The 12,940-nt window shown below is 41.7% G+C and carries 11 protein-coding genes and 1 pseudogene; 5 read left to right on the top strand and 7 right to left on the bottom strand.

Annotated elements, in window-relative coordinates; all coding sequences use genetic code 11:
• Positions 1–106: 106 nt before the first annotated feature.
• From AHMF7605_RS31045 to AHMF7605_RS00105, 4 genes and pseudogenes are all read right to left on the bottom strand, one after another.
• Positions 107–1,433 (bottom strand): annotated as a pseudogene (locus AHMF7605_RS31045) (type ISP restriction/modification enzyme).
• A gap of 55 nt (positions 1,434–1,488) precedes the next feature.
• A complete protein-coding gene (locus AHMF7605_RS00095; RefSeq protein ID WP_106925257.1) occupies positions 1,489–2,136 on the bottom strand; it encodes a hypothetical protein in 648 nt (215 codons plus the stop codon).
• Between the two features lie 78 nt (positions 2,137–2,214).
• Positions 2,215–2,454 (bottom strand): hypothetical protein, encoded by a 240-nt coding sequence (locus tag AHMF7605_RS00100; RefSeq protein WP_106925259.1) that lies wholly within the window; start codon positions 2,452–2,454, stop codon positions 2,215–2,217.
• A gap of 65 nt (positions 2,455–2,519) precedes the next feature.
• Positions 2,520–2,774 carry a hypothetical protein gene (locus AHMF7605_RS00105; protein WP_199200166.1) on the bottom strand — a complete coding sequence of 85 codons (255 nt, stop codon included), beginning with the start codon at positions 2,772–2,774 and terminating at the stop codon, positions 2,520–2,522.
• 313 nt (positions 2,775–3,087) lie between these two features.
• On the opposite strand from AHMF7605_RS00105, the gene AHMF7605_RS00110 reads away from it, so the two are divergent.
• The 4 genes from AHMF7605_RS00110 to AHMF7605_RS00125 all read left to right on the top strand — a co-directional run bounded on the left by AHMF7605_RS00110 (position 3,088) and on the right by AHMF7605_RS00125 (position 5,581).
• Positions 3,088–3,819, top strand: coding sequence for a dioxygenase family protein (locus tag AHMF7605_RS00110; RefSeq protein WP_106925261.1), 732 nt, complete (start codon positions 3,088–3,090; stop codon positions 3,817–3,819).
• 72 nt (positions 3,820–3,891) lie between these two features.
• Positions 3,892–4,395 (top strand): hypothetical protein, encoded by a 504-nt coding sequence (locus AHMF7605_RS00115; RefSeq protein WP_106925263.1) that lies wholly within the window; start codon positions 3,892–3,894, stop codon positions 4,393–4,395.
• Between the two features lie 4 nt (positions 4,396–4,399).
• On the top strand, positions 4,400–5,119 hold the full coding sequence (locus AHMF7605_RS00120; protein WP_106925265.1) for a pirin family protein: 720 nt from the start codon (positions 4,400–4,402) through the stop codon (positions 5,117–5,119).
• 84 nt (positions 5,120–5,203) lie between these two features.
• The gene (locus AHMF7605_RS00125) at positions 5,204–5,581 is read left to right on the top strand and encodes a T9SS type A sorting domain-containing protein (RefSeq protein ID WP_106925267.1); all 378 of its coding nucleotides are present in this window, start codon (positions 5,204–5,206) and stop codon (positions 5,579–5,581) included.
• Between the two features lie 99 nt (positions 5,582–5,680).
• Here AHMF7605_RS00125 and AHMF7605_RS00130 read toward each other — a convergent pair whose 3' ends face one another.
• Complete coding sequence (locus tag AHMF7605_RS00130) at positions 5,681–6,391, bottom strand: LytR/AlgR family response regulator transcription factor (RefSeq protein WP_233218733.1); 711 nt, start codon at positions 6,389–6,391, stop codon at positions 5,681–5,683.
• Positions 6,392–6,795: 404 nt separating this feature from the next.
• Positions 6,796–7,917: a sensor histidine kinase gene (locus AHMF7605_RS00135; protein WP_106925271.1), complete on the bottom strand. Its 1,122-nt coding sequence runs from the start codon at positions 7,915–7,917 to the stop codon at positions 6,796–6,798.
• Between the two features lie 568 nt (positions 7,918–8,485).
• Between AHMF7605_RS00135 and AHMF7605_RS29400 the strand changes: the two genes are divergently transcribed.
• Positions 8,486–8,680 carry a hypothetical protein gene (locus tag AHMF7605_RS29400; protein ID WP_146153473.1) on the top strand — a complete coding sequence of 65 codons (195 nt, stop codon included), beginning with the start codon at positions 8,486–8,488 and terminating at the stop codon, positions 8,678–8,680.
• 334 nt (positions 8,681–9,014) lie between these two features.
• Here the strand turns inward: AHMF7605_RS29400 and AHMF7605_RS00140 are convergent, their stop codons facing one another.
• Entirely contained in the window at positions 9,015–12,458 is a 3,444-nt protein-coding gene (locus AHMF7605_RS00140) for a T9SS type A sorting domain-containing protein (protein ID WP_106925273.1), read from the bottom strand.
• Positions 12,459–12,940: the final 482 nt, after the last annotated feature.

Here is a 12,940-nt window from a genome sequence, read left to right on the forward strand (position 1 = left end):
CGGTTTTTATTTTTCTGATCCATTTTTCAAAAGGTATTCCAAAATAAACGGTAGTAAGTTAATCCAAACAGTAGGGAATAAAGTAATTGATAAAACAGGTTCTCCCTTATTCAAGCGGTATTTTATCAATTTCAGCCATAAGGCGGGCCGTTTCGGTGAGGGCGACGATTATTTTTTGGTAATGCAGAATGTCGTCGAAGTCGAGTGGCCGGTCTTTGCGGTCTTTGAGCCATTTTTGGGCGGGTTGGTAGCCGCCAATGTAAAAGTTCCAGGCAATTTCGGGCACATCGGAAAAGTACTGGGTTTCGTTGAGGTACACGTGGCCGTTTTGGTATTTTACTTTGCCCACTACGTTGCTGCCATCTACGGGGTATTGGGTGAGGTAATTTTCGACCGCGGGGCTTTCGAGTAAGTGGATTTGCCGGAGTTCACCGCCCAGTTGCACCAGTTGCCAGAATAGCTCCGGGTTTTTGGGATAAGGCACGCGCGGAAAGTCAATTTTTAAAATTCTTTGTATTTCTCGCGGTAAGTGGGGCTGTGCAGCACGGCGTAAATATAATCCAGTAAATCAATGGGGGCGAAGACCTCGACCTCCCCCGACCCCTCCGAAGGAGGGGAGCTATGGTGCAAAGCCTCTTCTCCGGAGGGGTTGGGGAAATCTTTATGATCAAGATGTGCTGTTATTTGTGAAGCCACTGCTGCCGGATTGTAGAATACTTCGGCGTTCGTGAAACGGATAACTTCGTAACCTAATTCATGTAATCGCTGCGTTCTTAAAGCATCGTATTCTTTTTGGTGCAAATGAATTTTTCCATCAATTTCGATCACTACTTTTTTCGTAAACAAACAAAGTCCATGATAAAATCATCAATAATATGTTGTCTTCTGATTTTATAGCCGGTTTTTTTATTACGTAAATACTCCCATATTACTTTTTCCGCTTCGGTAGGGTTGTCTTTTAAAGCATCCCGCATTTCTTTAATGAGCTTATAGGTTAACGGATTTGCGGTAATATATCCGGCCTCTCCCAGCCCCACCGAAGGAGGGGAGTTCGGGTTTTTCATTTCATTGGTAATCTTGCCAAGCCTTCCCGAAAGCGATGCTTCTTCTAAAAGCCCCTCCTTTGGAGGGGTTGGGGAGGTCTTTTCGGGCGTAAAGGTTAAACTTAAATTATCGGCAATTTGCTGGACGATGGTTGGGTTTAAGTTGGGCGTTCTAGCCGCGGTTTGCTCGATGCTTTGCTGGCCGTTATTTTCGGGGTACAGGTAGAGGGGTGCTGTATAGCCAAACGAAAAAGCTGTTCCTAAAAAGTGGCATTCAACTAGACTTTTTGAAATAACTAAAATATTCGAAATAAAAATATTGGTAAAATCACTAATTGTAGCACTTCTCTCAAATTTCAAAGCAGAATTTTGTTTTAGAAGATGGCGCATAACCTCAACTTCTCAATAGAAATGAAATCCTTTATACTTACCAATATAAATCAACCTACTTAATCCAGGCCTCTATTTTGTCTACCAGCATTCTCTCTAGGTCTTCTGGAGTATTATAAATAATATGCTGCAATTGCTTTATGTCGAAATGGGAATCACTAAAATCATCTTTATGGCAGGTGTAAATTACAGACTTACCTAATCCTAAGGCATATCCACTTTCAAAGTACACCCCATTTCTATGAAGCGTAAAATCAGCAACACAAAACTTTGATTGTTTTATACCTGAAAGAATTGCATCTGGAATAGTTTTATCACTGTTTATGTGTTCTTCATCAATAATAATCACTTTGTATCCTGTTTTTGAAATTGCATTCTTGATCGCTTTTCTATATGGTTTGGTTCTATTATCAAAAGCCATAAAGCAGGTTTTTGAATTAATTTCTACTTTACTTAATTCTACAACCTGGTTTAATCCTTTATGTATTATTTGGAAATATCCAGAATAATCTGAATCATGTATTTGAGGTTGTGGCTTAAAGTTTATAAAATCGCTTTCCTCTAATCCTTTTAAATAAAACAAGAACTCACTCGGACTAGAAAAATAGTTTTTTAGAAAAATCCAAGGTTTATTGTAATCCAAAAATACTTGTTCACCATCTACCTTCTGTAATGAGAATAAAAACAGAAGAAGAGAATTCAACCGCTCAGCAGGTGTTTTAGGGTAATTTGTGCTTTCCAGATATTGATTCAGTAGTATTCTTTCGCTATTTGCAGGATCTTAATTTACCTCATTGTCAATATGATCTTCAGCAATAATAAAAGCTCTTTCCGGCCAAATACCATTGGCTATTAACCCTTTAACTATATGCATAGGAGCATCCTTTATTTTATATTGGCAATCATGGCAAATGAAAATTGTTATTTTCCTTTCTAAAATGTTCAAATCATATGAATAACAATCTCTATGGCTTGTTACCTCTATATCTTCACCCGTTAAAACACATATTTCTTTTTGCATTGTAAGTTATAATGTTAAAAGTTAAAGTCCGGCAATTTAGTTAAGGTTTTAATAGGGCAAGTACGTCAAATAAGCTTTTTAATATAGTGTAAATTAAATGAAATAATTCGTCCGGGAGCGCCGCAGGCTTGTCTTTTGGCTTCGTTGGTGGCCCGGATGTCCGGCACCAAACTTTCGACGAGTTGCTGTAAATCGCCCCGGAAAGTGTGTTCGGTGGCGTTGCCTTGTTGGTAGCGTCGGGTAATTTGGGTAAGGTATTGTTCTACGGTCCTGAAAAGAATCGGTAAGCGTATTGTTTGGTAATCTATCGGATAAATCAACTACATCCAAATAAAGCGCTGCGCAAAACTTAGCTGAACGCATCACACCGTTATAAATCCTCTCTTCGGAAGAACTACTTTTACCCCTCCGCCGGCGCCGGGGTAAACCGGAACAACGCCGGATGAAGAAAAATAAACCAAGTATCACCCTAAATTTTAAAAGGCCTTATCGCCCTTATTTAATTCTGTTTTAAGGCTTGGCAACCATTCGTCGATACAAAAATCCTATTCACCGATACCTTATTGCCATAGGAGAGGAGTTCCGGCAAATTTGCTTCAGCAATCAAAAGGAACCCCTTATTAGAATATCAAAATGGAAAGAAAAAGCTTTTTAAAAAATTTGTTGCTGGGCACCATGGCTACGCCGGTTATTATTTCGGCTTGCGATAAAGACAAAGATACGGTAACACCTTCTACGGATACTTCCGGTACGGGAACTACTACCGGCACTAATTCTGGAACCTGTACCGTGGCGCCTTCCGAAACGGAAGGTCCTTTCCCGACCAAAAGTCCGGCCTCTTACGTGCGCAGCGATATTACCGATGGCCGCCCGGGTTATAAATTAACCGCTAAAATCACCATTGGCAATACCAATAACGGTTGCGCCGGTTTAGCCAACGCCATTGTAGATATCTGGCATTGCGATGCGGAAGGCAATTACTCCGAGTACGGCGGCTCCGGTATGCAATCCACTAATTTACAGTCGGTCCATTTTCTGCGCGGCCGGCAAGTAACGGATGCCAACGGACTGGTAACTTTTACCACTATTTTCCCGGGCTGGTACAACGGACGGGCGACGCACATTCACGTACATATTTACAATGCCGGCGGCACCTCGCTTAAGGTTACGCAAATTGCTTTTCCGGAAGGGAGCGGCACGGCCTTGGCGGCGGTGAACGGGTACAACAAAGGCCTGAGCGGCTATACCTATAACGCCAAAGATAATGTATTTAGCGACGACAGCGCCGGGGTACAAATTGCTACGGTTACCGGCAACACTACCGATGGCTTTGCACTGGCTATTCAACTAAACGTTGCCGCCTAAACTTTAGATTTTTAAAAAATACCAACCTAAGACGTTAGGGGTTAAGCTTTAACGTCTTCCTTACTTTCTATTATGACCCAACGCATTATCAGTTTGTGTTACCGTAAAATTGTGGACTCCGGCGCTACTAAACCCTGGGATAAGTTAGTGTTCGAGGATAGCTACACCGAGTTTAAAATGCAGGCGCAATTCTATAACCAAGAAAAGAAATACTGCACTTTCGCCGAATTAGTGCAACAGGTGCCCGGTGCCGAAAAGTTGCATTTTCTGGTGAGCGCCGCTGTTACCGGGTATTTGCAGCAATTAAACGAAATTGTTCCGGATATTATTAATAATTTGGGCAAGCACTTCCTGAAATTTACCAAATTTCAGTTTGAAATTATAAACTCCGATTTACAGAATAAAAGCAAACACCAAATAGCTTTTAATTTCTATTCCGAACCTCTTATTTGGCACGAAACCATCGATAATTATCTTTTAGTATCCGATAAAAATTCGGGTTCTGATAAAGCATTCCCGCATTTATTTCGGATGCAACCTTATTTAAGTATTTATTCCTTACAAACAGAAAACTAAACCAATGCAGCAAACACCCGGAAAAATCTTTTTGGCCGACCAGCGAGGAACTAGTGAAACCACCTTATTCAGCAGGTTTAGTACTTTCAACTACGGCGATTTTTATCAGAAACACAAGCAGCCCATGGGTAATTTATTTTTACTGAATGAAGAGACTCTGGCCGGTTCCCAATCCATAAAAGTAGAAATAGATCAAAATTCTCATTTAGTTATTTTTCCGCTAACGGGTGCCGTTCAAGTACAAACTGCTGAGCAAAATTTAGTATTGGCGGATGTTGGAGAAGTTCCGGTAATTACCGTTCCCGCCAAAACGTTTATTTGTTTAAAGAACCCTTACGAAGCAGATAGTATTCATTTTTTACTTTTAGGAATAAAGGCCGCACAATCTGTAATTGCCCTTAACCACCCGTTTTTCCCCTTTAATTTTACAGATATAGAAAATCAGCTTGCTCCCATAATAGCAGGAAGTAAGGCGCCTTATGTTTCCTCGAAGCTTCCTTTTACTTTAAGCTTGGGCCGCTTGGCTGGTCGTCAGGAAACCACCTTTTATTTACAGGAAAAAAAGTCTATTTGCTTTATTTTTGTTTTAACCGGCGCTTTTGAAGCGCAAGGCCGTTTGCTGCACGAAAAAGATGGCTTGGCTTTATGGGATACCGATGAAGTAGAATTAGAAGCTTTAAGTAACAACGCTCTGGTACTGGTTCTGGAGTTAAAGCCCACGTAATTATCCGGTATTGTTGGTCGGATATTTGCAATCGTAAACAGTAGAAAATTTATACTTCTGTCGATTTTTTATTTTTATTCTGTTATGAAAAAAGTAATACTTTTAATAAGCGCCTGGCTGATCTGTTTTTACGGAGTAGCGCAAAATAGATTATTTGAGAATGGAACCCTGGATAAGCCATTTGTTAGTGGCTTTAATACGCAGAATATAGTGCCGGAAGCAAGTTTGTATCCTAATCCTAGTACGGGTAAAGTATTTATATCTTTATCCGGTTTTAAAGGAAAGCGCATGCAGTTACGGGTGACGAATGTTATTGGCAATGTGGTCTTTCAGGAAACCTATTACGAAACGGAGGACCAGACTATTAAAGCTTTGAACCTTAGTAACGTAAATAAAGGATTGTATTACGTAAAAATTGAAGCCGAAAAGTACAACGAGATCCGGAAAGTATACCTGATTTAATCATTTCTGCTATAAAAGCTGTTTTGTTTTATTAACCTTCTGATGCAAGGAATATTTATTTTTTATAAATTTATTTAACCAAAAACGGCGGGTGAATAATTATTTAGAACTTGCCTGAATCCAATCCTGAATAAAACTGGTATAGGAGTCGCTAATGGGTAATTCTTTACCGGAGGTTAATAGGGCTTTCCGGTTTTGAATGGCAACCACTTTGGCGATAGCCACAATAAAACTCCGGTGAATTCTTTTAAATTTATCCGCGGGTAATTTCTCTAAAACTTTTTTCATTGATAGTAAAGTAAGTATAGGTTTAGAACCCGCTATATGAATTTTTATATAATCTTCCAGGCTCTCGATGTAGTCTATCTCCCGGAGATTAATCTTTACTAACCGGTATTCCGAGTTTACATACAAACTTTCCTCTAACTCGGGTTTTGATCGGTTCTTATATTCTAAAAAATCAACTGCTTTGTTTACCGCTTTGGCAAAAAACTCAAAAGCAATAGGTTTAAGTAAGTAATCAATGGCTTCCAGCTGAAAACCTTCGTAAGCAAAATTTTTATACGCCGTGGTAAATATCACCATAGGTTTTTTCTCCAGAGCCCGCACCAAATCAATCCCGGAAATATCCGGCATATTAATATCCACAAATAAAAGATCAATAGCGGTAATTCTTAAAAACTCCGAGGCCGCAATCGCATCGTCAAAAGTCTGTACTAAAGTTAAAGTTGGTGTTTTGCCTACGTACGCCTTAATAATATCTAAGGCCAAGGGCTCATCATCTACCGCCACACATCTTAACAACATCATTTTCCTGAATTTCTAATTAACAATACTATTAAAAAACTATACCTTGTTTCAAACATTAAATGGAACTAAAATAGAAGTAAGACTGACGAATTTACTCCTTCTAATCTTATGCACTTAATTGGTAGAACCAATTAGCCAAGAATAAACAGCACCAATTTGGCTGTGAAGGGCCTTTTAGCGTTCCGGTGCCGAGGCTAGGAGGCATGGCGCAGTGCCACGAGCCCAGGTTCGCTAAACCGTCTGAAAGAGCCATACGAGGCCCGCCGGCCACGAGGCAAACAGGGTACTTCTCTACCGTATCAGCGCCAATAACTGGAGACTTTAAAAGGCTCCAGCAACAAACGGCTAAATTGTCATTCTTAATCATCTTGATTTAGTAAAACAAATTACTTAATCAGCCAATTTTAAGCAGGTAAAGTAAGCCACACAGAATAATAACCGTTCTCTGTTCTAATAGTTAAGGTATGGTTACCCGGGTATAAATGCAGCAAGCGTTCTCGGGTATTGGAAAGCCCGATGCCGGTACGTTCCAGGTTAGTTTTTTGCGAAAAAATAGGATTCTGGCAATAAAAGCGAATAGCGCGATCTTCTACCTGAACTTGAATGGTTATTTTTGATTCGCCGCGGTTGCTGATGCCAAACTTAAAAACATTTTCGATAAAGGGAATTAAAACCAGTGGCGCTATTCGTTTATTTTCCAGGTTACCTTCCACCGAAAAATTTAGTTGTACTTTTTTACTTAGCCGCAGTTGCTGCAAGGCAAGGTAATCTTGGATACTAGCTATTTCTCTTTTTAGATCTACAAAATCGGCAGTGGCTTCATCGGTGATGTACCGCAAAAGATTGGATAATGTAAGAATAGCTTCCGCCGTTTTTTCATTTTGCGTAACGGCCAAGGAGTAAATATTATTTAAAATATTAAACAAAAAATGCGGGTTTATCTGCGCTTTTAAAAACGATAATTCGGCTTTTACTTTATCGGCTTCCGCCCGCAGGGCACGTTGCTGGGTCGTACGCCATTGCCGGCCAATTTCTACCGCCATGCTTAAGGCCAGGATCATTATGAATAAGAAGATACTGGTAATATCCAGGCGCACATTAAGGTTTCGGGGCGGTAAATTTCTGCCGTTGCCAGGTGGGAAAGGGGGCGGTATTTGCCGTTCAAGAAAAGGAAAAGAACTTCTGTCCGGCGGACCCGGTCTGCGGCTGATTTCAGTACCCCGGCTCACTCCGGAAATTAACCTGTCAAAAGGCCTAAGAAAATAAAAGCCTAATAAAAGAAGTAAGAGGATAGCGGTGTAAGTAAAATACTTTTTCTTAAAAAAAAGGCGGGGTAAAAGAACTAAGGTATGGAAGTAAAAAAGAAAAATGTAGCAGCCGTAAAAAAACCAATAAGGTGTTGTTTTAATAACCGACCAAAACTGCTCGGTTTCCGAACGTTGGTTCAGAAAAAAGACCGGCAAACTGAAGAACAGAAACCAGCCTAAAATATGCGTAAAAATGGTAAATGCCCGGGATTGAAACATAAGCAAAGAAGCAACTTAAAATTACCATCCGCCCCTAAGTATCGGTAAATAGTTGAATTGTATAGATGAATGCGGGGTAAATAAAAAATTATCTTTTATTCATTAACCAGATTAATCACCCGGTCATATTGTTATTTAATTAATGGAGAATATTTCGAATGCTTTTTCGGTTAAAAATTAAGAATAATTAAAATATTTAATTAAATAAAATTTAAAAACGCAGGCAACGTTTGTGGGTAAACCTGGCGTATTATTTAAATAATCGGTATACCTAATGCATATTCTCCACTTTAACTAAAAAAAGCGATTCAGATTTTAAAATTAGTTTAAGCCGAAATATTCCGGTTGACCATGCGGGTAATCTAATATCTCATTATCCAAACATTATAGTTCCATTCAGCAATTATCCGCTTTGCTTTTATTTTATGTGTCTTTCACCAGTAATATTTCAAAGGTAATGTTCCCAAAATATTATCCGGGAATTTTCCTGTTGCGGCAGCATCAAGATATTCTAAATTATACCACTTAGTAAGAAGAACATTGCGTAGGATGAAGCTGTTGTTGGGGTATGGGGAGAGTAAAAAAGCTAGAAATCCAGGAGAGTGCCACCGAGTTGCTAAAGTGGATGCGAGCCGAAAAACGCTCCTTGGGGCAAGCCTGGTGGCAGGCCTTGTACGCTCCCCAGGTCAACACGCTCTTCTTCGAAGCCTTCTTGCAAGAGTTTGCGGTGGATAAGATTATCTTTTTAGATAAAGCGGGCTAGCACCGGGCCAAGCAGTAGCCGGGGCCGGAGAAGATCCGGTTGGTGTACCTGCCTTCTGCTAATCCGGAGCTTAAACCCGCTAGAAAGGTTCTGGCGCGATAGGAAAGATGGCTTTTCACAACTTTAAAGAGGAACCCGAACTCGAAGAGTAGCTGACTAATACCATAAACGCCTACGCTAAAGAACAAGTTGCGTCTCTTACCGCCTATAAGTACATTATTAATGCTGTCAAATATACTAAAGCTACTAGGGAAATACCTTACTACTATTCGGTATAAGTTTAAAGTATTACTTGTATTAAAGTTCTTGATTATAAAAGTTCAACAACCAACAACTACTTATTAATTATTACTTTAAAGTGCTGGGTTTTGGTGGAGGTTTGTAGTTGCAGCAAATACATGCCCGAAGCAAAATTCCTTGCTTGCCATTCCAGCGAATAGGCTTGGTTAGCCTGCGCTTTCCCCTGGTAAAGAGTAGTAAGTTCCTTTCCTTGGTTATCGTATACTTTTAAGGTAACGGTCTCCGTGGTAGGCAAGGTAAAATGAATGTTTGCTCTATCGGCGAAAGGGTTGGGAGCCACTTTTAAACGGATCGGACTGATTAAATCAGGATTTTCCAGGAAAGGTTTAACTTCTCTGGCTGCTACCTGCGGTGTTTCGGCGGCATAAGGAGCTACTTTTACTAACCAAAAATCGGTACCCCCCTGGCTGGGCTGAGACCTATCGCCGCTTACTCCCGAAGCCGATTTACCACCCAGAATAAGGTTGCCATCCGGAGCTTGAATAATGGCTCTTAATTCTTCCGTTGCCTGGCCGCCGTACCTTTTATCCCATTGGTAATTACCTTCTTTATCGGTTTTTACCAACCAATAATCGCTTTCTCCCTGGCTATTTTCCGATTTATTACCGCTTTTACCCGAGAACGAATATCCGGCCAGTACGTACCCGCCATCTTTGGTTTGGATGCTACCGCGAAGTTCATCTTCTTGATCTCCGCCGAACCGCTTATCCCAAATTAAAGCGCCATTGTTCGATACTTTGAGCAGCCAGTAATCTTTACCTCCCTGGCTATCCTGGCTTTTGTCGCCATCAGCCGGGGAATTGCTTTGACCGGCAAGAAAAATATAGCTGGTGGTGCGTCCGAGGGAATAAAGCTCATCCTGACCGCTGCCGCCAAATCTTTTATCCCATTGCTTGTTACCGTCTTTATCAATGCGAACGAGCCAGAAATCGTTGCCGCCCCGGCTTAACTCGGTTTTATCGCCGCTGCGGCCCGAGGCAGAACTGCCCGCCAGTAGGAAACCGCCTTCGGAGGTGGGTACAATGCCCATTAAATCATCGTTTAAGGTACCGCCGTAACGCTGATCCCAAATTTTAGCGCCGGTACTGGTAATTTTTATTACCCAAAAATCGGTGCCGCCCTGGCTAGCCTGGCTTTTATCGCCATTGGCGGGGGAGTTGCTGTAACCGGCCAGCAGGTATTCGCCGGTGGGGAGTAGCAGCACTTTCTTCAGCTCGTCGTAACCACTGCCCCCGAAACGTTTATCCCATTGCTTATTTCCCTGAGCATCTATTTTTACAATCCAATAATCGCGGTCGCCGCGGTTGTCTTGGGTTTTATCCCCACCAAGGCCGGAGAGGGAAGAGCCGCCTAAGAGATAGCCGCCATCGAGAGTTTGTAAAATCCGGTTCAGGTACTCATGGTCCGGTCCGCCGTAGCGTTTGTCCCATAACTTTTTACCATTGGCATCGGTCTTCACCAGCCAGTAATCATTTTTACCTTGAGTAGCTTGCGTTTTGTCGCCGCTAATACCGGATGGGGAATGTCCGCCGGTTATATACCCGCCATCGGTAGTTTGAATAAGCGTTAAAAGCCCGTCGTTGCCCGCACCGCCGAAGCGCATATTCCACTGAGTAGCATTTTGGGCTTCCGCAATGGTAATGGTATAATCTTCCGTTTCTCCGTATTCTGCCTCGGAACAAGCCTCTTCTTCGGCGAAGGAACTGTTATACTTGGTCCGGACCCGCAAGCGGTGGTAACCTTCGGAAGCATTAGCCGGAATAGTAATCATTCCGGAGAAGGTACCGGTACCAGCTTCTTTCAGGTTATACACCAGTTCTCCGTTGTCGTCAAAATCGCCGTCGTTATCAAAATCAATCCAGATACCAAAACCTTGCGGATGATCAGGGCCGGACTGCAGTTGGATAGGGTAACTTTGGCCGGTGTTAACGGTAGTAGTTAGTTTACCAATTGGGTTGAAATTAACGTAGCCATTGTTATTGCCTTCGCAGCCAGCAGTTTGGTTGCTTAACGTATTAAAGGTAAAATTAGCGATGTAAAGGTCCACATCCTGGCAAGTATAGGTTACTGAAGGCACACAATAAGGTTTATTCGGATTTCCTGGGTCCTCCATTTTTACTACCCAATAATCATAACCTCCCCGGGAAGCTTCGGTTTTATTACCCGATTTTCCCGATAAAGACCAACCTCCCATAATATACCCGCCATCGCGGGTATTCTGGATAGCGTTTAAAAGATCGTATTCGGCGCCCCCCAGCGTTTTATCCCAAACCTTACTGCCATCGTCTTTAATTCGGAGTACCCAAAAATCCAGGTCTCCCGCACCTGCCGTAGTTTTATCGCCCCCAATGCCGTACATGGCCGAGCCGCCCAAAATATACCCGCCGTCGCTCAGTTGCTGGAGAGCCGAAAAGAAATCGTCTCCTTTTCCGCCGTAACTTTTGTCCCAACTTTTAGAACCATCGGCTTTTAACTTTATCACCCAATAATCAGAACCACCCCGGGAAGCCTGGGTTTTATCGCCTCCTTTTTCCGATTCGGACTGACCGCCCAGAATATACCCCCCCTCCAGCGTTTGCTGCACAAATTGCAAATTTTCAAAATCCGACCCCCCGTACGTTTTATCCCAGATTAGTGTGCCGCCTTCGTCTATTTTAATTACCCAGTAATCCGTATCACCCCGGGAGGCTTCGGATTTATTGCCCCGGTTATCCGAATTAGAATAGCCACCCAACACGTAACCGCCCTCCTGCGTTTGCTCTAAAATCGTTAATTTATCATCGGCATTGCCGCCCATGGTTTTATCCCATTCCGGAGAGCCACTTGCATCTAGTTTTACAATCCAATAGTCATAATTTCCCCGGCTGATTTCCGATTTTTCGCCTTCGATGTTGGAATTGGAGTACCCACCTACCATATACCCGCCATCTTGGGTTTGCACCAGATACTGGCCATAATCATCGCCTTTGCCGCCTAAGGTTTTATCCCAGGCCTTGGTACCGTTGGCATTTAATTTTACTACCCAATAATCGGCGCCGCCTCTGGACTCTTCCGATTTTTCGTTATTGTTTTCCGAGTACGAAAAGCCGCTCAAAATATAGCCGCCATCGCGGGTTAGTTGGAGTGAGGTTAATAAGTCATCGCCGTTACCACCGAAGGTTTTATCCCAGGCTTTCGAACCATCGGCTTTTAACTTTACTACCCAATAATCAAAATTACCCCGCGAATCTTCCGATTTATCTTGGCCTTTTTCGGAATTGGACCAGCCGCCTAAAATATACCCGCCGTCGCTCGTTTGCCGAAGAAAAGGCATGTGGTCGTCACCGTTGCCGCCCAAGGTTTTGTCCCATTCTTTTTCCTGAGCTTGCAGTGTGGCAGTGGTATGGATAAAGATGAACAAAAACAATAAAATTCTGAACCAAATAAGACACAAGCAAGAAAGTTTATTTTCATTCCGGTAAGTCACGGTAGCTTTCATAAATAATTGAAAATAAATATAATGAATGTTAGAATTTAGGGGCGCACGTACTAATTGTATCGGGATTTATAAATTATGGTTTTAGATAAAATAGAAATAAATGAAGTTTGTAGGTAAAATTTTAAAAGCGTGCCTTTCTCTTAAAGTACCATGCAATTCTTTAATTTTTAAGGCATATATTTTTTTCGACGAACAAGCTATTCTATTCTTCTTGGCACAAAACCGATTTATTTTACCTCGCTCAAGGTGCCTTAAGATACCATTTTCATTTAAATTTTACTTAATCGAAATGAATACCAGTCGCTAATTTTTAATTATTTCCCTAAAGTCAGGATTTAGCTGGAAAGAGGGTGCCAGGTGAATGAAAAAGGTAAAAGTTTTACTTGATTATCGGAAGGCTAAAATTTAAACCGGTCATTACTTAGGTGTAAGGCAATAAATTTTTAATGCCCAAGAATCTTTGCTTGTTTGCGGAAATTAAT

The organism is Adhaeribacter arboris, assembly GCF_003023845.1.
Taxonomy (GTDB): domain Bacteria; phylum Bacteroidota; class Bacteroidia; order Cytophagales; family Hymenobacteraceae; genus Adhaeribacter; species Adhaeribacter arboris.

What these genes read in the sequence shown, in the direction of transcription:
- AHMF7605_RS00100 (WP_106925259.1), bottom strand. Translation starts at nt 2,454, where the DNA reads ATGCAAAAAGAAATATGTGTTTTAACGGGTGAAGATATAGAGGTAACA.
- AHMF7605_RS00110 (WP_106925261.1), top strand. Translation starts at nt 3,088, where the DNA reads ATGGAAAGAAAAAGCTTTTTAAAAAATTTGTTGCTGGGCACCATGGCT.
- AHMF7605_RS00115 (WP_106925263.1), top strand. Translation starts at nt 3,892, where the DNA reads ATGACCCAACGCATTATCAGTTTGTGTTACCGTAAAATTGTGGACTCC.
- AHMF7605_RS00120 (WP_106925265.1), top strand. Translation starts at nt 4,400, where the DNA reads ATGCAGCAAACACCCGGAAAAATCTTTTTGGCCGACCAGCGAGGAACT.
- AHMF7605_RS00125 (WP_106925267.1), top strand. Translation starts at nt 5,204, where the DNA reads ATGAAAAAAGTAATACTTTTAATAAGCGCCTGGCTGATCTGTTTTTAC.
- AHMF7605_RS00130 (WP_233218733.1), bottom strand. Translation starts at nt 6,391, where the DNA reads ATGATGTTGTTAAGATGTGTGGCGGTAGATGATGAGCCCTTGGCCTTA.
- AHMF7605_RS00135 (WP_106925271.1), bottom strand. Translation starts at nt 7,917, where the DNA reads ATGTTTCAATCCCGGGCATTTACCATTTTTACGCATATTTTAGGCTGG.
- AHMF7605_RS29400 (WP_146153473.1), top strand. Translation starts at nt 8,486, where the DNA reads ATGGGGAGAGTAAAAAAGCTAGAAATCCAGGAGAGTGCCACCGAGTTG.
- AHMF7605_RS00140 (WP_106925273.1), bottom strand. Translation starts at nt 12,458, where the DNA reads ATGAAAGCTACCGTGACTTACCGGAATGAAAATAAACTTTCTTGCTTG.